This window comes from Flagellimonas marina, assembly GCF_042651185.1.
GTDB classification, from domain to species: domain Bacteria; phylum Bacteroidota; class Bacteroidia; order Flavobacteriales; family Flavobacteriaceae; genus Flagellimonas; species Flagellimonas marina.
This window is the reverse complement of record NZ_JBHSCL010000013.1, coordinates 1-23,168: the sequence shown is the minus strand read 5'-3', so window position 1 is coordinate 23,168 and position 23,168 is coordinate 1. Positions and strand designations below refer to the sequence as shown.

Genomic DNA, 23,168 nt, shown 5'->3' with positions numbered 1-23,168 from the left:
AGGGTCAATTAGAGGAATTCCAACAATTGTTCAATGGAATTGAACGCATTTACAGACTCGGGGAACATATCTGGCGCAGCATGGCGTATTTGGTGGCCGAGAACATAGAGCTTGGAGTCTGGTGCAAGTTCCAAAAGATTGGAGAAACGCTCTAAATAGTCGTTTAGTTCATTGGGAGTAGGGGCCACTGTAAAATAAGAGACAAAATGGATATTGTTGTAGTATTTGAGCAAGTCAGCGAGATTTTCCATGGGCATGGTCTGTCCCAAATAAATGGACTTGTATCCCCGTAATGTAATTTCATAATTGATATACAGTAATCCTATATCGTGAATTTCATTCTCAGGTAAGAAAAGCACAAAAACCTTATCATGTTTAGTGGGTTCTCCATTTTGTAGCTTTTCTGTTTGAATGTATATCTTTTGTTTGATGAGATTGGAAATAAAATGTTCGTGGGCCGGACTTATGGTATCCGTCTGCCAAAGAAGTCCAAGCTCGTTGAGCAAAGGAATGAACACTTCATAAAAAACATCCCTGAACGATCGTTCCGCTAAAAGACTGCTGTATGTTCGCTGAAAAAGGGACTGATCAAAATTGAGCATGGCCAGTTTGAAAGCATTCAGCGCATGGCTCTTTTTACTGTTTTGGGCCACAATTTCCTTCACCATCACTGGAATTTGGGATTCATCCAACTTGGCAATTTTTGAAATTTTGTAGCCATTATTGTATAGGAGCGTAATGTTCAGCAGTTTCTGTAAACTCCCAATGGAATAATTTCTGATATTGGTACTTGTCCTTTCTGGGCTGAAGAGATTGTAGCGTTTTTCCCAAATCCGAATAGTATGGGCCTTTATTCCAGAAAGGTTTTCCATGTCTCGGATACTGAATGATTTTTTTACATTGTTCATCTTTTAAGGGTAAAGATTAAACAAATTTACGATTTAAACCATACGAACCTATTTTTTTAGCATAAAATTTGGGACGTATCGTTTGAAAAATTAGTGTTTTTAACCGAAAAGATGAACAATTTTGAAAGAAAAGAGTTGAAAGTTGAAATTCTTCTTACTGTTTTTTTCATGCCTCTTGATATGTTCTTGTTTAAGATTTGACCCCCAAGTTTTCAGTTAGCTGCGTTTTTTGAAATAAGCGCCATATAAGTTCTAAACTCTGTTTTCACCTTTGGAAACAGCAGCAATAGTCCAATCATATTGGGGAACACCAAGGCCAGAATCATCGCATCTGAGAATTTTATCACCGCATCCAAAGTAATGGCAGCTCCCAAGACCGTGAACAGAAGAAAAATTATCTTGTAAACGAGGTCAATCATCTTTCCGCGTCCAAAAAGGTATTTCCATGCCTGTAGACCGTAGTAGGACCAAGATAAAATTGTGGAAAAGGCGAAGAGGCAAACAGCTGCCATTAAAACATAGGAGGAGCCACTGATTGAATTTTCAAAAGCGAGTGAAGTTATATTAACACCGCCAATTCGACTTCCATCATTCATCAATGCTTGACCGTCAACAACATTGCCGTAGATAAAAACGCCATCCATATTAAAAAGAATAATCACAATGGCGGTCATGGTGCATACAAGTACAGTATCAATAAAGGGTTCCAACAATCCAACTAATCCTTCGGAAGCGGGAAAGGCTGTATTTACAGCGGAGTGGGCTATGGCAGCCGAACCAGCGCCTGCTTCATTGGAAAAGGCGGCTCTCCGAAATCCTTGAATAATCACCCCAACAAAGCCCCCTGCAATGGTGGCTTTTGGTGTAAAGGCTTCTTTTACTATTAGGGCTAGCGCTTCATCTACAAACTCAAGCTTGGAAAAGATGATGAAAAGTGAGGCTCCCACATATAGGATGGCCATAAATGGCACTACTTTTTCAGTTACTTTGGCGATACGTTTTATGCCTCCGATGATTACAATGCCTGCCAAAATTGCAAAACTTAGGCCGATGATGCTTCCTGAGGCCTCTCCGGTAAGTCCGAAACGCTCGATGATTTGCGCTGCAGCTTGATTGCTCTGGAACGCATTGCCCCCACCAAAGGAAGCGCCTACGCATAGTATAGCAAAAAGAGATGCCAGAAATTTACCCAGACGAACAAACCCTTGCTCTTTTAGGCCCTTGGACAAGTAATACATAGGACCACCAAACACATTCCCATCTTTGTCAATATCGCGATATTTTACACCTAGGGTGCATTCCACAAATTTGGAGGACATCCCCAGAAGTCCAGCCAGAATCATCCAAAACGTGGCCCCTGGACCGCCAATGGAAATGGCCACGGCCACCATGGCAATGTTGCCCAAGCCCACAGTTCCCGATACCGCGGTGGCCAATGCCTGAAAATGGTTGACCTCGCCCAAATGGGCTTCATCTTTAATGGTATCCACAAGGTCTCCATCAACCTCAAATGCCTGAGGTTTTAGCTTTGCGGCATGCCTTTCAAGATCGTCATATTTACCGCGAACCACTTGTATGGCCGTTGGAAAGTGACGAACATTCACAAAACCAAAATAAAGGGTGAAAAAGAGTGCACCTGATATGAGAATAATGAGAACCAAAGGGATACCATGGCCAAATATGGGTATTTCTGATAGGATCAGACTTTCCCACCAAACGGCAAAGGGCATAAAAAAATCATTGATTTTTTCATCCAAGCCCATTTTAGCAGTTTCTGCGTTCAATGTAGGTGGGTTTGATACAAAAGATTGTAAGAATGATGGTGGCTGCTCCATGATCAAAATTTATGTGGAATTTCAATCTTAGGATTTGATTTTTTGGTGATTGTCGGAATAAATCTTAAAATGTCAGTAATCCGAAAACTGACAAATTTAGGTTAACTTACTCATTATCAATAGATATGTTTGACTTTGGAATTAGTAGTCTAATTTTTCGTTCTCTATTTTCCGACATTTGGAACAAGGTGTTTTTTAGGGGTGTGAGGTGTTTGTCTTTGGTCCAGTTTCTTTTTCCAAAAAGCCCATCCAGCAGGGCTATTATCAGCCGCTTTAGCTCATTATGGTCGTTGATGTCATAATTTTTGGAGGCTTCAAAATTCTTGGGTTTAATTTCTAGCCAGCCTTCTGAAGTATGAAGTTTTCGCTCAGCAAAGGTTCTTAAAAGTTTGTATAGTGCTGGGGTCAATTCAACCACTCTAGACTCATATCCGGGAAAACCTTTTATGTTAACAGCTTGTTTGCCATATGGGAATGTTAATTTGAGGTTGTGCGATTCGGGTATTAGCGTTTCCGTGAGCTCTTTTACCCAGCTAAGTGCCAGAGCAAAAAAGAGCATGATCAAGGAAGTTTTAAAAATGGCGGAGAACAACAAAAGGTTGATGGTGTTATCCAACAACTTGTAAATCTGAGCAATTAAAGTAATGATTACCGTTAGTGTTGATAACCACCCCAGTAATGGCAACCTACGTTTTTTAAAGGATTCCCAAAGAACAAATCCCAAAAAAATTAATGTGAGCAAGGCGTAGAACACATCCAGTTCATTTATTACCGATGCTTCGCGAGCTAAAAACATTTTGTGGAGTGTTGGCAACAGGGCAAATAGAAATGGAATACCTACGATGTAAGCCCAAAACTTTGATTTTATGACAGGGTCAAAGTGTTTTGGCAAATACTTGAAGCAAGGTAAAGCCATTAGGATAAAAAGACTGTTCATTAAAGAAAGAATGCTCCGCAATCCTTCTTTAAAGTGTGCTCCGACTTCACCATTATCGAGAAATACGATTTCCACTAATCCAGAAAAGGCCCAGCAGAGTATGGAAATTGCCAACCATACAGGACCATAATCATTTTGCCTTTTTCCAATATGATACCAGATGGCCATTAAGCAGAAAAATGCGAAAAGACATACCGAAAATTGCCACCAACCGTAAAACATTGAAATTTCGGTGGAAGATGCAATTGGCAAACTCTGGTATTTTGGGTCAAGCATTGATGCGCCAGATTGTCTGATTATTGTTAAAAATAGGAAAAGCTGGAAAATTATACTTCCTACTTCGAAAAAGGGGAGATTATGGAACTTTGAAAAGAAAAAAAAGGTCTCTTTTTAAACAAAAAAAATCTCTTAAAACATTACGTTAAAAGAGATTCGAGTGCCCACGACTGGAGTCGAACCAGCACGTCCTTACGAACACTACCCCCTCAAGGTAGCGTGTCTACCAATTCCACCACGTGGGCCTAATGATTTTTTTGACCTACAGCGGCCAAAAATCTTTGGGGCGACAAATATAGGGGTTTTGTCCAAATATTGCATGGGTAAAATTAGTATTCAGAATGGGTTTCCATTTTGTAAATGTGGACTGGGTTTCCAAGATTTTCTAATTGCTATTACAGCGTACTATCAGATTTTAGTTTATTTCCGTATTCATTTTTATAGATTTTAACAATCAATAGAAAAAGACTTATCAGCAGTGGACCAAATATTAGCCCGATAAATCCAAACAGCGGTATACCTACTAAAATTCCGATAAGGGTGATGAGCGGATGTACGTTATCTAGACGCTGCAATATGTACATGCGTATAAGGTTGTCCGTAGCCCCAACGATTACAAAACCATAAATTAAAACTCCCCATGCGGCAAAGGTGTTTCCTTGGGAGAGCATGATCAAAAAAACGGGAATAGTACCCAAAGCACTCCCAACAAATGGGATCATAGAACCTACTGCCACGATAACGGCCCAAAAAACAGGGTTGTTCACCCCGAAGATGAAAAAACCAATAAGAGCAACCAAGCCTTGGGCCAAGGCAACCAAGGGTATTCCCAAAGCATTGGCCAAAACCATTTCTTTGACCTCACGTCCGATCTGTTTAAGATTTTCATTGGCAATGGGAAGGTATTCATAAAGGGATTCTTTTATTTTATTGCGGTTGGTAAGCATGTAGTAAAGCAAGAAATACATAATTCCAATGGAAATGGCGGTTGCAAAAGTTCCTCCAGCAAAGCCTTCAAGGTTTTTGGAAGCCCATTCTGATACAGCTTGAAAGTCAAACCGGGACCTGAGGTCAAAACCAGTATAGTCATTTATCTTTTGCAAGTATCCTTTTAGGACATCCATTATTTTGGGTGGACCCTCAACGGCCTTCTTAATTTTTGACCCCAACATGAGTATCACTGCGATTACTGGCAAAAGAATCACTATGAATGAAGTGAGCATTAAAGCTCCAGCTGCCAAAGATGATCGCCAATTACGAGAGATGAGCCATGCCATAGGTTTTTTAAAAATGACGTAAAATGTAAGTGCACCGAGTACCCCGGGGAGATAGGCTGCTATCTCTTTGAATATTAAGGTAAATAGCAATACAATGATACTAAGAACAAACAGTTGTCTTATGATATTGGGATGAATAGATTTCATTGCGGTTTGTTGTTTGTTTTGTAGACCATGGTCGGGTACCACATGAATTTTTTTGGTATGGAAAATTTTAAAAGAAATATAGGTAGTCAGAACCGATTGTATTGCTCCTATCCACTTAAAAAAGAATTCATTTACGAAATATATTCGCTGGTTTGACGAGTTTGGGAAATACATATGCAGGATTCCATCTAAAGGGATAAAATCTTTGAAAAATAGCTTTAATTCAATTTTATGATTTGATTGTTTGAATGAGTTGATTGTACTGAGGCCCATTAATTAGGGCCTCTATTTTTTACATCAAGTCGTCAAAAAGGGAATGGTAAAAAGAAAAACCCTGCAATTTTGCAGGGTTTTTGTGCTAAGAAATGTGACCTGGCTGGGGCTCGAACCCAGGACCCTCTCCTTAAAAGGGAGATGCTCTACCAGCTGAGCTACCAGGTCTTTTTCAATGCCGGCGCGTTGCGCTAAGCGGGTGCAAATATAACATCAATAATCTATTTTACAAGGTGAATTAATGATAAATTTGACTTTTTTTAAATTCGCTTTTAAAATCAATATATGAGAGTAGTTTTGGTAGGATATATGGCAAGTGGAAAGTCGTCTGTGGGGAAGTTGTTGGCCAGGGAGTTAGGATTTCAGTTTCTAGATTTGGACGAATATATTGAGGAGCAACAAAAAAAATCCATAAAAACTATTTTTTCGGAAAAAGGGGAAATCTTTTTCCGAAAGTTGGAGCATGAAATGTTATCCGAAGTTTTGGATAAATACCAAGATTTGGTGCTTTCCACAGGAGGGGGAACGCCCTGTTACGGGAACAATATGGAGACCATTTTGCAAAAATCCGACCACTCCATCTATTTGCAATTGTCCATCCCTGCCTTGGTGGAACGGATTAAGGGTGAAAAAGAGAATCGTCCCTTGGTGAAAAACATCAAGAACGAAGACCTGCCCGAGTTTATTGGTAAACATCTTTTTGAGCGAAGCCAGTACTACGTGGAGGCAAAACATGTGTTGGAATGTGACGGTAAGGATTTAGAAACAGTGGTGTCCGAGGTAAAGCAATTGCTATTCTAAATAAACTGCATCATTTTTGGGCTGAAACTCAACTTTTATATGCTCATTTAGCGAGGTGGAAAGAGAAATCCCTTTGAAATCAGCTTTAACCGGAAATTTTTTGTGGTTCCTGTTGACCAATACTGCCGTTTTCAACTGCTTTATAGGAGTCTTTAAAAAGTGGTGTACCCCATATATCAACGTAGTGCCCGAGTTGAGCACATCGTCTACCAGTACTACCGACTTGTCCATATATTCCTCTTCAGGGATAGAGGTGCTGACCCCACTTTCCAACGGGTTCTTTTTGTTCATTTCCACTTTACAAAGAACAATGTCTGCATCTGTAATGTCTTTTAAGACATTCGCTATTTTTTTCGCGAAGTTCATTCCGCCCCCATTTATACCCGCTACAATGATTTCTTTTCCGTCAACATTGCTCTCATAAATCTGATAGGCGATTCGTCTAACAATATGTTGAATTTGGCTGTGGGTCAATATACGGTTCATCATGGAATGGATAATTGAATCAAAGATATAAAACAGATCATTCAGATTCGTCCAAATAATCATCAATGTCCCTTCGGTCTTTTTTGGTGGGACGCCCCAATCCTTTCTTTCTATAATGGGTTTTGGCAAAGCTGAGTAACTCGTTGTGCTCAAAGGCTTCTTTTGGAGTGGTGTCCTTTCGGTAGATATCAACCAATTTTGCACCGACCCTACTTTCTGGAAGGTCCAAAACCGTTAGCTCATACTCAATCTGGTTTTTCCGAAGTACCACCTTATCCATAGGATAAACTTCCCGAGAAGGCTTTACAACACTTCCATTGACCTTCACCTGTCCTTTTTTTACGGCTGTGGAAGCAACGTTTCGGGTTTTGTAATATCTAATACACCAAAGGTACTTGTCTATCCGCATAAGCTCTGCAAATCTTTGTTAATGCACCGAGCAAAAATAACGGAAAATTGTATCTTGCGCAGCTAAAAGACACACTTGATGAGGTACGGGATTATTGTTTCTTTGTTTTTAACATTGATATTCTTTTCATGCAGTAATGATGACAACGGCGGGGTGGACAGTACACCGCCAAGGGCATTATCAGAAGTAAGTCCGGAAGATGATGCTGAAATAAAAGAATTTTTGCAGACCCATTTCTATAATTACGAAGAGTTTCAATCGCCACCAGCCGATTTTGACTACAAAATTAAAATAGATACCATAGCGGGCGACAATGCTGGAAAAACACCACTCATTGATATGGTAAGGAGTGTGACCATTCCCGTGTCTACCAGTGAACATGGACTAAATATAGATAGAGAGGAAGATGTACCCCATGTGTTATATTACCTTTCTGCACGGCCCACTTTTGCTGAGTTGGATGAAATGGGAGCAAATCCTCCAATTGGAGCCTACCCTACGGTAGCCGATTCCGTTTATGTTAGGTATGAAGGGCGATTGTTGGATGGCACCACATTTGATGGGTCCTTTTTTAACCCTGTTTGGTTCGATTTAGCTCGATTACAGGATTTATCACAAGGAGCTAGAGGCTTTGCCGAAGGAATCCCTTTCTTGAAAACAGGTGGTGAGCCCATTGAAAATGGTGATGGCACTGTTAGCGTTGATGAATATGGCGTGGGTATGATACTATTTCCTTCTGGTTTGGGATATTTTAATTCTGTTCAGGGTCAGATTCCTTCCTATAGTCCGTTGTTATTCAATATTGATTTATTTACCTTGAACCGTACTGATCATGATAATGATGGCATTCCATCCATTGAAGAAGATGTCAATGGGAATGGCTACCTCTATGACGATAATACGGATCAAGATGAGGAGGATAGGCTAAGGACAACACGTTTTGCTAACTTTCAGGATGGTGATGATGATGGTGATGGTATTTCTACCCGCAGTGAGATTACCAATGAATCTGGTGAAATTATTTTCCCATATCCCGATTCGGATGGTGATGGTATTCCTAACTATCTAGACCCAGATAATTAAAATAGGTAGTCTTAAAATATAAAAAAGGCCCGCTCATCCAAGCGGGCCTTTTTATTATACTATATTTCTGATTATAGCTTTAACGACAATGAAAAGATGACCTGGGAAGGTCTGGAATCAACCCTACCTGAAACATCGGTAATATTGTTTCCAATGAAGTTGGCTTCGTTTTCTGAGAATCCACGCTCATAGCGAATGTCAAAACCAAGTCTACCGATGTTTACTCCCGCACCAGCGTTCAATCCTACCGTAAATTCATTTTCAACGTCCTCTATTTCCACATTTTCAAGGTCGTTCTTTAAGGTGTATTGAAAAGCAGGACCAGCAAACAAATGTAGAGGCCCCACGATTTTTACACCTAACAAGACGGGCAGGTCCAACTTGGATACATCATAATCTTGGGAGTCTCCATCCACATCATAGGAACTCTTGGTCTTGGTGTAGACCAATTCAGGTCTTAGGTAAATTTTTGGAAAATCCAATTTTCCCCAAAAACCAACATGGTATCCAGTTTTGCCATCGGCGCCTTCAACGATGTCTTGGCCCGAGTCTCCAACAGAACCAATAAGGTCTCCGTTCTTATTGTAATTTAAACCTGCTTTAATCCCAAAACCAGAACCGCTTTGGGCCATAGCAGCAGACCCTATTAGGGCCAACACTGCAACTAGAAGTGTTTTTTTCATAAGTGTTCATTTTAAAAGGTTGATGAAGAATATCACAAAAGTGATACCGAAAATTATTTTCGTTTCAACACTTTTAAAACGGCGGCTTCTATGGCTTTATTGTTCAGTCCGTATTTCTCCATCAACTGTTCTGGAGTACCACTTTCACCAAAAGTATCTTGTGTTGCCACAAATTCTTGAGGTGTAGGATGATGGGTTGCCAATACCCGGGCAACACTCTCACCAAGACCTCCCAAATAATTGTGCTCTTCGGCAGTAACCACGCATCCTGTTTTCTTCACGGAATCCAAAATCGCTTTATCATCCAAAGGTTTAATGGTGTGGATATTGATGACTTCCGCTGAAATTCCTTGGTTCTCCAAGCTTTCAGCAGCCAACAGTGCTTGCCATACCAAATGTCCGGTGGCAAGAATGGTTACGTCAGTTCCTTCATTGAGCATTAAGGCCTTTCCAATCTCAAATTCTTGGTCAACAGGAGTGAAGTTGGCCACTTTTGGTCGACCAAAACGCAAATAAACTGGACCATGGTGTTCAGCAATGGCAATGGTGGCAGCCTTGGTCTGATTATAATCACAAGGATTAATCACGGTCATGCCCGGAAGCATTTTCATTAAACCGATATCTTCCAAAATCTGATGGGTGGCCCCATCTTCACCCAAAGTAAGACCAGCGTGCGAAGCACAGATTTTTACATTTTTATCTGAATAGGCGATGGACTGACGAATTTGGTCATATACCCTTCCCGTAGCAAAGTTGGCGAAGGTAGAGGCAAAAGGAATCTTTCCGCCAATCGTTAAACCTGCAGCTATACCCATCATGTTGGCCTCTGCAATCCCAGTTTGAAAGAATCGCTCAGGATTTTCTTCAATAAACGTTTCAATTTTTAAAGAGCCTACCAAATCGGCACAAAGTGCTACCACGTTGGGGTTGGTTCTTCCCAATTCCGTCATTCCGGCCCCGTAACCGCTTCGGGTATCATTTTTTCCTTGATCAGTATATTTTGTCATTTTGTTTTGCTTCTAGAATTAATAATCACCTAAGGTCTCTGGGTTTTGGCCCAATGCGTTGGCCAACTGCTCGTCGTTGGGTGCTTTACCGTGCCATGCATGGGTGTGCATCATAAAGTCAACACCATTCCCCATCATAGTAGTCATAACAATGCAGACCGGCTTTCCTTTTCCAGTTCTGCTTTTGGCTTCCTTAAGACCAGCAATGACCTGTTCCAGATCATTTCCATCTTCAATTTCCATAACATCCCATCCGAATGCCTTGAATTTTTCCGCTACATCCCCCAAAGGAAGTACGTCTTCTGTTGCACCATCAATTTGCTGTCCGTTGCGGTCCACTGTGGCAATCAAATTGTCCACTTTGTTTCCAGCGGCGTACATAATGGCCTCCCAGTTCTGACCTTCCTGAAGTTCACCATCACCATGAAGACTGAACACCAAGTGATGATCCCCATTCAATTTTTTGGCCAAGGCGGCACCAATGGCAACCGACATTCCTTGTCCTAAAGACCCAGAGGCCACGCGCACTCCGGGCAAACCTTCATGGGTGGTAGGGTGTCCTTGTAAACGGGAGTCAATCAATCTAAAGGTGTTGAGCTCCTCAATAGGGAAATATCCTCTTCGCGCCAAAACACTATAAAATACGGGTGAGATATGTCCATTGGACAAGAAAAAGAGGTCTTCTCCTTTTCCATCCATGTCAAATCCTTCCTTAAGATCCATGATTTCATTGTATAGGGCGACAAAAAACTCGGTACATCCCAAAGAGCCTCCGGGATGTCCTGAATTTACCTTGTGGACCATTCGTAAAATGTCCCTTCTCACCTGAACGACCAGGTCTTGTAATTCTTTTGTGTTTGGCATTAGTATTTAATTTTGAGGTACCAAAAATACAGGCATTAGGTCGGGTAAACAAGGAAGAAATGTATTTTTCACAAAATACTTCCCCGATTAAACTTTATTTTTTTGTTAAGGGAAAGCGGGGCTGAGTTGGCTATATTTGCGGTTTTAAATAGAAGCATTGAAGTTTAGCTTACTACAAAAGGATAATAAGAGCAAGGCCAGGGCAGGGGAAATCACTACAGACCATGGTACAATTCAAACCCCAATTTTTATGCCCGTGGGGACTGTGGCCTCTGTAAAAGGGGTGCATCAGCGCGAATTGAAGGATGAAATTGACCCAGATATTATTTTGGGAAATACCTACCATTTGTACTTGCGGCCCAAAACCTCCATTTTGGAAGAAGCCGGAGGTCTGCACAAGTTTATGGGTTGGGATCGCAATATATTGACAGATAGTGGGGGATATCAAGTGTATTCGCTTTCCAACAATAGAAAAATCAAAGAGGAGGGGGTCAAGTTCAAGTCGCATATTGATGGTTCGCATCACTTTTTTACGCCAGAGAACGTTATGGAGATTCAGCGTACCATTGGCGCGGATATTATCATGGCCTTTGATGAATGCACACCCTATCCCTGTGATTACAACTATGCCAAACGTTCCATGCACTTAACGCATAGGTGGTTGGATAGGTGTATTTCGCATTTGGAGGACCTCCCTTTTAAATATGGGTATTCCCAAAGCTTTTTCCCAATAGTTCAAGGCTCCACGTATAAAGATTTACGGAAACAATCCGCGGAGTATATTGCTTCCGTTGGTGCGGAAGGTAATGCCATTGGCGGTCTCTCCGTAGGAGAACCTGCCGAAGAAATGTATGAAATGGCTGAGTTGGTCTGTGATGTTCTACCAGAGGACAAGCCCCGTTACCTCATGGGTGTGGGTACACCTATTAATATATTGGAAAATATTGCATTGGGCGTGGATATGTTCGATTGCGTAATGCCCACCCGAAACGCCCGAAATGGAATGCTTTTCACCGCCCACGGCACCATCAATATAAAGAACAAAAAGTGGGAAGATGATTTTTCGCCCATTGATGAAATGGGAATCACTTTTGTGGATACCGAATATTCCAAGGCTTATCTGAGGCATTTGTTCGCTGCCAACGAATATTTGGGCAAACAAATTGCCACCATTCACAATCTCGGTTTTTACCTCTGGTTGGTTCGGACGGCAAGAGAGCGTATTTTAGCTGGGGATTTCTTGGAATGGAAAACCCAAATGGTGCAACAAATGGATAAACGATTGTAATGCTGACCATACTTGATAAGTACATCTTAAAACGCTATCTGGTCACCTTTTTGGGGATGCTCATGCTCTTTGTACCTATTGGGATTATGGCCAATTTGGCTGAAAAGATTGGGAAAATCATAGACAATGAGGCCCCATTGGCCGAAGTAATCGTGTTCTACGGTAATTTTACATTGGTCATTGGAAATTTACTGCTTCCCGTTTTCCTGTTTTTATCCATCATATTTTTTACCTCCAAATTGGCAAGTAATACTGAGATTGTGGCCATTTTGAGTTCAGGGGTATCCTATGGACGATTTTTGAGGCCTTATTTAATAGGAGCAACTATGGTGGCCATTCTTATTTTTATGATGGGAATGTTCATCGTTCCACATGCCAGCATCGGATTCAATGAATTTGAATACAAATACTTTAAGCGGGGAAAACAAGACCGGGTCACGGACAACATATTCAATCAATTGAATGAAAATGATTATCTCTATGTGAGTAGTTTTGACCCCAATAGAAAGATAGGATACAACTTTACCTATGAGCATTTTGATTCCATCAAGCAGTTGGATTATAAAATTTCAGCGAGTAATATTCGATGGATTGATAAGGATAGCATATACCGATTGACCAATTATTCCAAACGGAAACTTAAAAATAATGTGGAGATAATTGAGACCCAACGCAGGCTGGATACGCTGTTCACCTTTAAGTTGGAAGATCTCACCCCGGTTTCCTATGTGGCGGAGACCAAAAACCTGTTCGAACTGAACGATTTTATTGAGGATCAAAAACGAAAAGGGGCCTCCAACATCAATGCCTATATTTTAGTAAAATACAAAAGATGGGCCCTACCGATTGCTGCCTTTATTCTTACCATAATTGCGGTAGCGGTTTCCTCGGTAAAACGAAGGGGAGGTATGGGACTCAACTTGGCGTTTGGTATTGGCGTTGCATTTGTATATATCTTTTTTGATAAGGTTTTTGGAACCTTGGCGGAGCAATCTGGATTTTCACCTTTGTTGGCCGTGATAATCCCCAATCTTATTTTCGGGGTATTTGCCGTCTACATGTTGATGAAAGCCAAACGTTAACCCACCTAAAACTGTTATCTTGTTGATGTTAAATGGCTTGTGCATTTTCTGTGAATAATACATAATGTCATATATTTGTCCCCATTGTATTTCTTGAAAACAACAATTTTCCAATGGAATATTTAGAATTTGAACTTCCCATTAAAGAACTTGAAGACCAACTTCAAAAATGTATGGTAATTGGGGAAGAAAGTGATGTTGATGTCACTGAAACCTGTTCCCAGATTGAAAAAAAGCTGGAAGAAACCCGAAAGGATATCTATAAAAATTTGACCGCTTGGCAGCGGGTGCAACTATCAAGGCACCCCAATAGGCCGTATACCATGGACTATATTAAGGCCATTTGCGGAGATACATTTTTGGAGCTTCACGGGGACCGAAATGTAAAAGATGACAAGGCCATGGTGGGTGGCTTGGGCAAAATTGGAGACCAGAGCTATATGTTCATCGGTCAGCAAAAAGGCTACAACACCAAAACCCGTCAGTACCGAAACTTTGGTATGGCCAATCCTGAGGGATATCGGAAAGCCCTTCGCTTGATGAAGTCTGCAGAGAAATTCGGAATTCCCGTTGTATGTTTCATCGACACGCCCGGAGCATATCCTGGGATTGAAGCCGAAGAAAGAGGCCAAGGTGAGGCCATTGCTAGGAATATTATGGAAATGACCCGCTTAAAAGTACCTATCATTGTTGTGATTATTGGAGAAGGTGCATCAGGCGGTGCTTTAGGCATAGGTGTTGGAGATAAAGTATTGATGTTGGAAAATACATGGTATTCCGTTATTTCACCCGAATCCTGCTCGTCCATATTGTGGAGAAGTTGGGAATATAAAGAGCAAGCAGCTGAAGCCCTTAAACTGACTGCAGCCGATATGAAAAAGCAAAAGTTGGTGGACGAGATTGTTAAGGAGCCTCTTGGAGGAGCGCATTCCAACCGAGAAAAAACGTTCGAGACCGTCAAGAATAAAATTTCATCACATTACGAAGAGCTCAAAAAGTTATCACCAAAAGAACTCGTTAAAACGCGCATGGATAAATACTCCGATATGGGTGTTTTCAACGGATAGTTCTTGTTTTTCAGAGGTTAACTTTTTTTATTAGGTTTTATCCTCACTTTTTTTTATGTTATTAACAGGTATTTGAAGTTGTCAACATTTTAATTGTTGAAGACCTGTGGAAATCGCATCTTTTATTATTCAAGTTAACTAAAGGTTAATTAGCTACTTTCGTACTCATGGACAAACCTAGCCCAGTCATCGGTCATAGAGTGGAGAAATCTACCCTCATTAGCCTTGAGAAAGGAAAAATACCACCTCAATCAGTTGATTTAGAGGAGGTTGTGCTAGGCGCGATGATGATTGATAAGAAAGGTGTGGATGAAGTAATAGATATCCTACATCCTGATGTTTTTTACAAAGATGCGCATCGATATATTTATGAAGCCATCTTTAAATTGTTTGAATCCTCCGAGCCGGTGGATTTATTAACCGTTTCCTCACAACTAAAGAAAGATGGAAGGCTAGAAGCCGTAGGAGGGGACTTTTACTTGATAAAACTCACCCAAAAAGTGGCCTCTTCGGCCCATATTGAGTTCCATGCACGTATCATTCTCCAGAAATATATCCAACGTAGTCTAATCAAGATTTCAAATGAGATTATTGAAGATGCCTACAGTGATTCCACCGATGTGTTTGACCTTTTGGATAATGCCGAAGCGAAATTGTACGAGGTTACGCAGGGAAATCTGAAACGTTCTGCAGAAACCGCCCAAAATTTGGTGATTCAAGCCAAGAAAAAGATTGAGGAAATTTCCAATAAGGAAGGGTTGAGTGGAATTCCTTCCGGTTTTGACAAGTTGGATAAATTGACCTCCGGCTGGCAGCCCAGTGATTTGGTCATCGTGGCAGCCCGTCCCGGTATGGGTAAAACGGCCCTTACCCTTTCCATGGCGCGGAATATTGCGGTGAACTCGGATATTCCGGTGGCATTTTTCTCTTTGGAGATGTCCTCCGTTCAGTTGATTACGCGTTTGATTTCTTCGGAAACAGGCCTTTCCTCTGAAAAATTACGTACTGGAAAGCTCGAAAAACATGAATGGGAACAGTTGAACGTTAAAGTAAAGGCTTTGGAGAAAGCACCTTTGTTCATTGATGATACACCTTCCCTTTCCATTTTCGATTTAAGGGCCAAGGCAAGGAGATTGGCGTCGCAGCATAAAATAAAACTCATTGTCATTGACTATTTACAGTTGATGACCGCTGGCGGAAGTCAAAAAGGCGGAAACCGTGAACAAGAGATATCCACCATATCCCGAAACTTAAAGGCATTGGCCAAGGAATTGAACGTTCCCGTAATAGCACTGTCCCAGTTGTCAAGGGCGGTGGAGACCCGTGGAGGCAGTAAGCGTCCCATTCTTTCCGATTTGCGGGAATCTGGGGCTATTGAGCAAGATGCGGATATTGTTTCCTTTATTTACAGGCCGGAATACTACAAAATTGACGAGTGGGATGATGAAGAGCGCACCCCCACCCAAGGTCAGGCCGAGTTTATTGTGGCCAAGCACCGTAATGGTGGTTTGGATAATATTAGGTTAAAATTTGTTGGCGCTCTGGGTAAATTTGATAACTTGGATGACTTTGACTCCCCATTCGAATTCCAATCGAAGATGAATGCGGACGAAGAAAATCCCTTTGCAACCCCAAATCTTCCCAATGCGGATGAAGCTTTTGGGAGCGCAATGAACAGTGATGACGATGACCCAGATGATAGCGACGTACCTTTCTAAAGCAACGACCTTCATGTCACTTCGAGCACAGTCGAGAAGTTTCTTGTTTTTTATTTCCTTACTCTTTTCTCTTTCCTCTTTCGCCTCTGTCATCTTAATTCCCATGGATGCCGAAAGTCAGGAAAACCATTTAAAAGCGTATGGAATTACCTATTGGGTTCTTACCAAGCAACAAAAAGTACAATGGCTGTTGAACTATCGGGGAGGTTCCTTTTTGTTGCCCGATGGCGAAGCTATCCGAAAAGAATGCCAAATTCGTGGCGTTTCTTTTGAAGTACTATCGGATAGTAAAGCCGAGCAGATTTTGGATGAAATCAGCAGTCCATCCCAAAACCAAGATGCCGTTATTTTGGAAAAAGCACCAAAGATTGCTGTGTATTCACCAAAAGACAACCCACCGTGGGATGATGCGGTTACTATGGTGCTTACCTATGCTGAGATTCCCTATACCACCGTTTATGACGAAGAGGTGTTGGGTGATAAACTGGCGTTATATGATTGGTTGCATTTGCACCATGAAGATTTCACAGGTCAGTTTGGACGATTTTACGGTGCTTACCGTGCAGCGCCTTGGTATATTGAAGCCAAAGAACAGGCGGAAAACTTGGCCCAAGAATTGGGTTACGCCAAAGTTTCTGATGAAAAACTGGCCGTTGCCTTAAAAATCCGAAATTATGTGGTGGGAGGAGGTTTTATGTTTGCTATGTGCTCGGCCACCGATAGTTTTGATATTGCTTTGGCAGCTGAGAATGTAGATATCTGTGAGCCTATGTTCGATGGTGATCCCTCCGATGCCAATTATCAAGGTAAACTGAACTATGGAAATACGTTTGCATTTACCAATTTCGTCTTGGACCGGAATCCCCTTCGCTACGAGTTTTCATCCATCGATATGACCAACAAACGTGGTAACGTGCCTAAGGAATCCGATTATTTTTCGTTGATGGAGTTTTCGGCCAAATGGGACCCTGTACCTACCATGTTGACCCAAAACCATACTTCTTTGGTAAAAGGGTTTATGGGGCAGACCACAGCGTTTACACGAAATGAGGTGAAGCCCACTGTAATGGTCTTGGGCGAAAATAAGATCAATGGAGAAGCGCGATATATTCACGGAATCAAAGGAAAAGGGTTCTTTACCTTTTACGGGGGCCATGACCCTGAAGACTATCAGCATAGGGTAGGAGACCCCAAAACCGAGTTGGAGCTTCATCCAACTTCACCCGGGTATCGCTTGATTTTGAACAATGTTTTGTTTCCTGCAGCGCGGAAGAAAAAACAGAAGACCTAGATTTTTTATTCCACCGTGTCCTTGACCCCTCTTTTGGGCCAGGCCTGGCTAATCATGTGATTGATAATTAGCCATTCACCATCTATATTTTTATATAACCTCAGATGGTTGATATGTCGGTCATCCATTTCGGAGCCATCCGGCCACTTTTGATTTTTTCTGATGTTCAATGATCTGGCCGTAGCAATAGAGTCGTTCAGAAAGGTTATTTCATTTTCACCATAATCGTTTTCCCCAGCCATAACAAAATCGAGTCCGAAGATGGTTTCCAGCAGTTGTTGTAATTCCTCCTTACTCTGAACCCTGTCCCCAAAGGCATTGGTCCAGTCAGTATCATCCGCATAATATTTTACGGAAAGGTCCACATCTTTGGTTTCCCAGCCCTTATCCCAAGCCGCAATACTTTCATTGATTTTACTTTTGGCTTCTTCAGAATTGAATGGGGTTTCTGCTTTCTGTGTGTTACAGCTGATAAAAAGGTAAAGAGTTGCCAAGGAGCATCCTAAACGTTTCATAAGATTGATTTTAAAGTTAATGGGGGAAGACTACACTTTATCTAAGTGCTTGATTCCTAAAAATAAACAAAAAATCAATTCGTAAAGAAGGTCAGATAAGTTTCTCCAAAACCCGTTCCACACCAAAATCGTTATTGCTCACGGTTTCATATTTGGCCACTTTTTTCACGTTGGGGTGTGCATTGGCCATGGCAAAACTGTAGTTGGAGAGTTGCATCATTTCCAAATCGTTGTTATAGTCGCCAAACACCATAACTTCATTTGCAGCAATTTGATACTGGTCCATGACTTTTTGCAGTGCATAGCCCTTATGTGCATTTATGTGGGAAACATCCACCCAATTGGCTCCGGACACCTTCACTTTGAGATTATCCTCCAAATGCCTAACAGAAGGGTAGATATACTTTTCGGAATCTTCAAAATGATAAATGGCTATTTTAAGGACGTCAGCCTCCACAGAGGTTTGGTCTTTAACAATATCAAACTCTGAATAATATTCAGCAAGCATGGTCAAAAACTCATCAGAAGAATCATTGGCATAGGCATTGTATTGTCCACAAAGAACAGGATGCACATTTTTGAGGGGCTTTACCACCTCTAGAATACGACCTACCTCTTGTTTGGTAATTGGGGTGGTCAACAGAACATCGTCTTGTTTTTTGATTAAGGCGCCATTCTCGGCAATAACAATAATGTCATCCTTGATGGAATCCAATTTGTCCACCATGCTATTGTATTGCCTTCCACTGGCGGCCACAAAAATGATATTCCTTTTCTTGAGTTCTTCAAAAATTTCAAAAAAGCGTGGGCTCACCTCGTGGTTGGAATTTAACAAGGTCCCATCCATGTCGGTCACCACCATTTTGATCTGTGATAAATCCATTTTCAAGAAATTAAGCTGCAAAGGTATTTCTTATTCGGAGAATGGAAGAATCCCTTTTGGTAAAGTTTATATTAATTTAGCGCAACGATTTACTTCGATATGGATTTTTACCAAAAAGAATTGCAATTACGGTCCTATTCCAGGGGATTTCATTTAATAACAGATACCATTTTGGACGCTCTTCCTGAAATCCGAAAAATAAATACCGGGATGCTGCAGGTGTTTATCAAACATACGTCTGCCAGTTTAACCATCAATGAAAATGCCGACCCAACGGTGCGTACCGATTTTGAAAGTCATATTAACAAAATGGTGCCCGAAAATGCACCGTATTATATTCATAATTATGAAGGTCCGGATGATATGCCAGCCCATATTAAGGCATCATTAATGGGCGCTTCGGTCCAGATTCCAATTACCAATGGAAGATTGAACTTGGGCATATGGCAGGGCATTTATCTTTGTGAGCACAGAAACCACGCCTCGGGGAGAAAGCTGGTAGTTACTGCCTTTGGTCAATGATGTTTTAATCTGTCAGTTCGAGCGCAGTCGAGAACACGAAAGAGTTAAGATTGAGATTTTTCGCTTCACTCAAAATGACAAAGCAGTCAATTTGGGATTATTAGAGAAATTCCTCCCTGCGGCAGGCAGGCGTGTCAGAGTTTGGTTGGCTCATTTTTAAAATAAAAGATCCCGCACAAGGCGGGAACTAAATAAGCGGGGTAAGTTTATATTGATTTTTTACTTTACTTTCTCAACGATGGCCTTAAAGGCATCGGGATGGTTCATGGCCAAATCCGCAAGAACTTTTCTGTTCAATTCTATTCCATTGGATTTTACTTTCCCCATAAATTGAGAGTAAGACATTCCGTGCATTCTGGCACCGGCGTTGATACGGGTAATCCAAAGTGAGCGGAACGTACGTTTTTTGTTTCTTCTGTCGCGGTAAGCATAAAGCATTGCTTTTTCAACCGCATTTTTGGCTACTGTCCAAACGTTTTTACGTCTTCCAAAGTAACCTTTGGCTTGCTTCATCACTTTTTTTCTTCTAGCGCGTGAAGCAACTGAATTTACTGATCTTGGCATAATGTCATTTTTTTGTAGCAGGCGTCTCAATTATTGAGAACTTTATTGGGCCCGACTCCATGGTTAATAATTAATGTACCGGTTGAACAATTATTTTAAACGTAATTGTTCTTTGATGTTGTCCTCATCCGCTGGATGAACCAAAGTGGAATGGGTCAACTTAAGCTTACGCTTTTTAGATTTCTTGGTCAAAATGTGACTCTTAAAAGCGTGCTTTCTCTTGATTTTACCAGTTCCTGTAAGCTTAAAACGCTTTTTGGCACTGGATTTTGTTTTCATCTTAGGCATTTTCCTAGTATTTATCTCCGCTTATTATGCTGAACAACGTTCAGTATCTTTTATTTCTTGCTCGTTTTGGGAGCGATGAACATGGTCATTCGTTTCCCTTCCAATTTTGGCATTTGCTCAACTTTCCCGAGCTCTTCCAATTCTTGGGCCAATCGCAGCAACAAAATTTCACCTTGGTCTTTATAGACGATAGATCGTCCTTTAAAGAATACATAGGCTTTGAGTTTGGCACCATCCTTCAAGAATTTTTCCGCATGGCGCTTTTTAAACTCATAATCGTGGTCGTCGGTCTGCGGTCCAAACCGTATTTCCTTTACCACAACCTTGGTTGCTTTGGCCTTTAATGCCTTGTCCCGTTTCTTTTGTTCATAGAGAAACTTTTTGTAATCTATGATTTTACAAACAGGTGGACTTGCATTTGGTGAAATTTCAACCAAATCCAGTTCCAGTTCACTGGCTTTTTCCCGGGCTTTGGAAATTGGATAAACTCCCATTTCCACATTGTCCCCTACCAGCCTTACCTCAGGGGCTTTAATATTCTCATTGATATTGTGAGGGTTTTTATTTTCCCTCCTTGGTTGGGGCTTAAATCTTCTTCGTATTGCTATGACGTATACTTTTTAATTAAACTTAATTTTTTAGAACGACTTTAAGGTACTATTTATTTCAGTAGATACCAAGTCGGAAAAAGCTTCTGTGCGTAAACTGCCCAAATCCTCGCCACCATGTCGTCTTACTGAAATGGTTTCCGATGCTTCTTCTTGCTCTCCAACAATGAGCATGAATGGGATTTTTTTAAGTTCAGCCTCACGGATTTTTTTCCCAACCGTTTCATTCCTATTATCAATGAGCGCGCGAATTTCGTGATTTTCCAGTGAATTCAAAACTTTTTCCGCATATTTTTCATGTTTCTCACTGACGGGCAGTACAATAGCCTGTGTTGGAATCAACCATAAAGGGAAGTTCCCCCCTGTATGCTCCAGCAATAAAGCCACAAAGCGCTCCATACTTCCAAAAGGGGCACGGTGAATCATTACGGGTCGGTGAAGCTCGTTATCACTTCCTTTGTAAGTAAGGTCAAAACGTTTTGGTAGGTTATAATCTACCTGAATGGTTCCCAATTGCCAGTTACGGCCAAGGGCATCCTTAACCATAAAGTCCAATTTAGGGCCATAAAAAGCTGCCTCACCAGTTTCAATCACATAATTCAACCCTTTTTCATCTGCTGCATTAATGATGGCCTGCTCCGCTTTTTCCCAATCATCCGTGTTGCCGATGTATTTTTCAGGATTTTCAAGATCTCGAACAGAGACTTGAGCTGTAAAATTGTTGAAGCCCAGAGAATTGAGTACATATAAGGTAAGGTCAATTACATTTTTAAACTCATCGTTCAACTGCTCTGTAGTGCAGAAAATGTGGGCATCATCTTGGGTAAAACCACGAACTCTCGTCAAACCATGTAGCTCTCCACTTTGTTCATAGCGATATACGGTACCAAATTCAGCATACCTTTTCGGTAGATCTTTATAGCTGAACGGTTGGCTATTATAAATTTCGCAGTGGTGCGGACAGTTCATTGGTTTCAACAAAAACTCCTCATCCTCTTTTGGGGTATGTATTGGTTGAAAGCTATCCTCTCCATATTTGGCATAATGCCCGGAAGTTACATAGAGTTCTTTCTGGCCGATATGAGGTGTAACCACCATTTCATAACCAGCCTTCTTTTGGGCTTTCTTTAAAAATTGCTCCAATCGTTCACGCAACGCGGCTCCATTAGGTAGCCATAAGGGTAAACCCTGACCCACTTTTTGTGAAAAAGTGAATAGTTCCAGTTCTTTGCCCAATTTTCTGTGGTCACGTTTCTTGGCCTCTTCCAAAAGTTCAAGATACTCGGTAAGCTCTTTCTGTTTAGGAAAAGAAATGCCATAGACACGGGTCAATTGTTTGTTGTTTTCATCGCCTCTCCAATAGGCTCCGGCCACACTGAGAATTTTAATGGCCTTTATGATACCTGTATTTGGAATATGCCCACCACGACACAAGTCAGTAAAAGTACTGTGGTCACAAAAGGTAATGGTACCGTCTTCGAGATTTTCAATAAGCTCTACCTTATATGGATTATGTTGTTCCTTATAATATTGAAGAGCATCCGCTTTGGAAACACTTCGCATTTTATAGTCGTGCTTGCCACGGGCAATTTCCAATGCTTTTTTCTCAATCGTAGGAAAATCTTTTTCCGATACCGTGTGCTCGCCAAAATCCACATCATAATAAAATCCGTTTTCAATGGCGGGCCCTATGGTAAGCTTAATTCCAGGATACAATTCCTCCAAGGCTTGAGCCACTACGTGCGATGTGGAGTGCCAAAATGCCTTTTTGCCCTCATTATCATTCCATGTATATAAGGTAAGTGTACCATTTTCGGTCAGGGGTGTTACAGTTTCCACAGTGGTATCATTGAATTTGGCCGAAATTACATTTCGGGCTAATCCTTCACTTATACTTTTTGCAATCTCAATTGGTGTAGTTCCCTCAGAAACTTTCTTTACCGCGCCGTCTGGCAATGTGATATCAATCATGTACACTCCTTAATTTTGAATGGTGCGCAAAGATAGTATCTTGAATTGATGCTTACAATATATATAGGATTCAATTGGATAAGAAAGCTTTAATCAACGGTTTACAAATAGTAGGAATTAATTGTTGGATTGGATTTTGATAAAATGATAGTATTCATTATATTTAAAACATTGATTATCAGTAAAATGTATTTTTTTTGAATTTTTTTTCAAAATTGTTTTGCGGTATCATTTAAACCTCTCTATATTTGCACCCGCTTAGCTGATAAGGCTGGGTGTTTTCCGGGAGTGATTTTGGTCTTAGGGCCAATTTTTTTTCTGGGGGATTTAAGGAAGAAGTTCATATACATATTGCAATAGACAGCGTAATTATTAAAGAGAAGAA

Annotated in this window: 23 protein-coding genes and 2 tRNA genes; 8 read left to right on the top strand and 17 right to left on the bottom strand. The window is 41.0% G+C overall.

Annotated features, from left to right (window positions below; all coding sequences use genetic code 11):
• Positions 1 to 8: 8 nt before the first annotated feature.
• The 6 genes from ACFOWS_RS18185 to ACFOWS_RS18160 form a co-directional block, all read right to left on the bottom strand.
• Positions 9 to 908: a MerR family transcriptional regulator gene (locus ACFOWS_RS18185; RefSeq protein WP_379767787.1), complete on the bottom strand. Its 900-nt coding sequence runs from the start codon at positions 906 to 908 to the stop codon at positions 9 to 11.
• Positions 909 to 1,120: 212 nt separating this feature from the next.
• Positions 1,121 to 2,743, bottom strand: coding sequence for an alanine/glycine:cation symporter family protein (locus ACFOWS_RS18180; protein WP_379767784.1), 1,623 nt, complete (start codon positions 2,741 to 2,743; stop codon positions 1,121 to 1,123).
• 106 nt (positions 2,744 to 2,849) lie between these two features.
• Positions 2,850 to 3,932 (bottom strand): hypothetical protein, encoded by a 1,083-nt coding sequence (locus ACFOWS_RS18175; protein ID WP_379767781.1) that lies wholly within the window; start codon positions 3,930 to 3,932, stop codon positions 2,850 to 2,852.
• A gap of 185 nt (positions 3,933 to 4,117) precedes the next feature.
• Positions 4,118 to 4,201: transfer RNA gene (locus tag ACFOWS_RS18170), tRNA-Leu, on the bottom strand.
• A 150-nt stretch (positions 4,202 to 4,351) separates the two neighbouring features.
• Entirely contained in the window at positions 4,352 to 5,380 is a 1,029-nt protein-coding gene (locus tag ACFOWS_RS18165) for an AI-2E family transporter (RefSeq protein WP_379767778.1), read from the bottom strand.
• 368 nt (positions 5,381 to 5,748) lie between these two features.
• Positions 5,749 to 5,821 (bottom strand) — tRNA-Lys (locus ACFOWS_RS18160).
• Between the two features lie 117 nt (positions 5,822 to 5,938).
• On the opposite strand from ACFOWS_RS18160, the gene ACFOWS_RS18155 reads away from it, so the two are divergent.
• A complete protein-coding gene (locus ACFOWS_RS18155; protein ID WP_379767774.1) occupies positions 5,939 to 6,454 on the top strand; it encodes a shikimate kinase in 516 nt (171 codons plus the stop codon).
• Here the strand turns inward: ACFOWS_RS18155 and ACFOWS_RS18150 are convergent.
• The gene (locus tag ACFOWS_RS18150; RefSeq protein WP_379767771.1) at positions 6,446 to 6,943 is read right to left on the bottom strand and encodes a phosphoribosyltransferase family protein; all 498 of its coding nucleotides are present in this window, start codon (positions 6,941 to 6,943) and stop codon (positions 6,446 to 6,448) included. The two genes, ACFOWS_RS18155 and ACFOWS_RS18150, sit on opposite strands and share 9 nt — an antisense overlap.
• A gap of 34 nt (positions 6,944 to 6,977) precedes the next feature.
• Positions 6,978 to 7,349, bottom strand: a complete 372-nt coding sequence (locus ACFOWS_RS18145) for an RNA-binding S4 domain-containing protein (RefSeq protein WP_379767768.1) — start codon at positions 7,347 to 7,349, stop codon at positions 6,978 to 6,980.
• Positions 7,350 to 7,427: 78 nt separating this feature from the next.
• Between ACFOWS_RS18145 and ACFOWS_RS18140 the strand changes: the two genes are divergently transcribed.
• Positions 7,428 to 8,432 carry an FKBP-type peptidyl-prolyl cis-trans isomerase gene (locus ACFOWS_RS18140; RefSeq protein ID WP_379767765.1) on the top strand — a complete coding sequence of 335 codons (1,005 nt, stop codon included), beginning with the start codon at positions 7,428 to 7,430 and terminating at the stop codon, positions 8,430 to 8,432.
• Positions 8,433 to 8,503: 71 nt separating this feature from the next.
• On the opposite strand, the gene ACFOWS_RS18135 is transcribed toward ACFOWS_RS18140, so the two are convergent.
• The 3 genes from ACFOWS_RS18135 to ACFOWS_RS18125 are packed head-to-tail and all read right to left on the bottom strand — an operon-like array spanning position 8,504 to position 10,986.
• Positions 8,504 to 9,115 (bottom strand): outer membrane beta-barrel protein, encoded by a 612-nt coding sequence (locus tag ACFOWS_RS18135; protein ID WP_379767762.1) that lies wholly within the window; start codon positions 9,113 to 9,115, stop codon positions 8,504 to 8,506.
• A 53-nt stretch (positions 9,116 to 9,168) separates the two neighbouring features.
• Positions 9,169 to 10,122, bottom strand: a complete 954-nt coding sequence (locus tag ACFOWS_RS18130) for a transketolase family protein (protein ID WP_366590245.1) — start codon at positions 10,120 to 10,122, stop codon at positions 9,169 to 9,171.
• Between the two features lie 18 nt (positions 10,123 to 10,140).
• A complete protein-coding gene (locus ACFOWS_RS18125) occupies positions 10,141 to 10,986 on the bottom strand; it encodes a transketolase (RefSeq protein ID WP_379767758.1) in 846 nt (281 codons plus the stop codon).
• A 157-nt stretch (positions 10,987 to 11,143) separates the two neighbouring features.
• Between ACFOWS_RS18125 and tgt the strand changes: the two genes are divergently transcribed.
• The 5 genes from tgt to ACFOWS_RS18100 all read left to right on the top strand — a co-directional run bounded on the left by tgt (position 11,144) and on the right by ACFOWS_RS18100 (position 17,432).
• Positions 11,144 to 12,274 (top strand): tRNA guanosine(34) transglycosylase Tgt, encoded by a 1,131-nt coding sequence (gene tgt / locus ACFOWS_RS18120; protein WP_379767755.1) that lies wholly within the window; start codon positions 11,144 to 11,146, stop codon positions 12,272 to 12,274.
• Positions 12,274 to 13,356 (top strand): LptF/LptG family permease, encoded by a 1,083-nt coding sequence (locus ACFOWS_RS18115; protein WP_379767752.1) that lies wholly within the window; start codon positions 12,274 to 12,276, stop codon positions 13,354 to 13,356. The genes tgt and ACFOWS_RS18115 overlap by 1 nt, the downstream gene beginning before the upstream one ends.
• A 113-nt stretch (positions 13,357 to 13,469) precedes the next feature.
• On the top strand, positions 13,470 to 14,423 hold the full coding sequence (locus tag ACFOWS_RS18110; protein ID WP_366590236.1) for an acetyl-CoA carboxylase carboxyltransferase subunit alpha: 954 nt from the start codon (positions 13,470 to 13,472) through the stop codon (positions 14,421 to 14,423).
• A gap of 167 nt (positions 14,424 to 14,590) precedes the next feature.
• The gene (gene dnaB / locus ACFOWS_RS18105) at positions 14,591 to 16,141 is read left to right on the top strand and encodes a replicative DNA helicase (RefSeq protein ID WP_379767748.1); all 1,551 of its coding nucleotides are present in this window, start codon (positions 14,591 to 14,593) and stop codon (positions 16,139 to 16,141) included.
• Positions 16,142 to 16,154: 13 nt separating this feature from the next.
• Positions 16,155 to 17,432, top strand: coding sequence for an asparagine synthetase B (locus ACFOWS_RS18100; RefSeq protein ID WP_379767745.1), 1,278 nt, complete (start codon positions 16,155 to 16,157; stop codon positions 17,430 to 17,432).
• 5 nt (positions 17,433 to 17,437) lie between these two features.
• On the opposite strand, the gene ACFOWS_RS18095 is transcribed toward ACFOWS_RS18100, so the two are convergent.
• Both ACFOWS_RS18095 and ACFOWS_RS18090 read right to left on the bottom strand, forming a co-directional pair.
• The gene (locus ACFOWS_RS18095; protein WP_379767742.1) at positions 17,438 to 17,947 is read right to left on the bottom strand and encodes a YybH family protein; all 510 of its coding nucleotides are present in this window, start codon (positions 17,945 to 17,947) and stop codon (positions 17,438 to 17,440) included.
• A gap of 91 nt (positions 17,948 to 18,038) precedes the next feature.
• Complete coding sequence (locus tag ACFOWS_RS18090) at positions 18,039 to 18,830, bottom strand: HAD family hydrolase (RefSeq protein WP_379767739.1); 792 nt, start codon at positions 18,828 to 18,830, stop codon at positions 18,039 to 18,041.
• Between the two features lie 99 nt (positions 18,831 to 18,929).
• Between ACFOWS_RS18090 and ACFOWS_RS18085 the strand changes: the two genes are divergently transcribed.
• Positions 18,930 to 19,352, top strand: coding sequence for a secondary thiamine-phosphate synthase enzyme YjbQ (locus tag ACFOWS_RS18085; protein WP_379767736.1), 423 nt, complete (start codon positions 18,930 to 18,932; stop codon positions 19,350 to 19,352).
• Between the two features lie 219 nt (positions 19,353 to 19,571).
• On the opposite strand, the gene rplT is transcribed toward ACFOWS_RS18085, so the two are convergent.
• The 4 genes from rplT to thrS form a co-directional block, all read right to left on the bottom strand.
• Complete coding sequence (gene rplT / locus ACFOWS_RS18080; protein WP_036383285.1) at positions 19,572 to 19,916, bottom strand: 50S ribosomal protein L20; 345 nt, start codon at positions 19,914 to 19,916, stop codon at positions 19,572 to 19,574.
• A gap of 90 nt (positions 19,917 to 20,006) precedes the next feature.
• A complete protein-coding gene (gene rpmI / locus ACFOWS_RS18075) occupies positions 20,007 to 20,204 on the bottom strand; it encodes a 50S ribosomal protein L35 (protein WP_015754448.1) in 198 nt (65 codons plus the stop codon).
• Positions 20,205 to 20,254: 50 nt separating this feature from the next.
• Positions 20,255 to 20,806 (bottom strand): translation initiation factor IF-3, encoded by a 552-nt coding sequence (infC, locus tag ACFOWS_RS18070; protein ID WP_379768122.1) that lies wholly within the window; start codon positions 20,804 to 20,806, stop codon positions 20,255 to 20,257.
• Between the two features lie 36 nt (positions 20,807 to 20,842).
• Complete coding sequence (thrS, locus tag ACFOWS_RS18065; protein WP_366590223.1) at positions 20,843 to 22,783, bottom strand: threonine--tRNA ligase; 1,941 nt, start codon at positions 22,781 to 22,783, stop codon at positions 20,843 to 20,845.
• Positions 22,784 to 23,168: the final 385 nt, after the last annotated feature.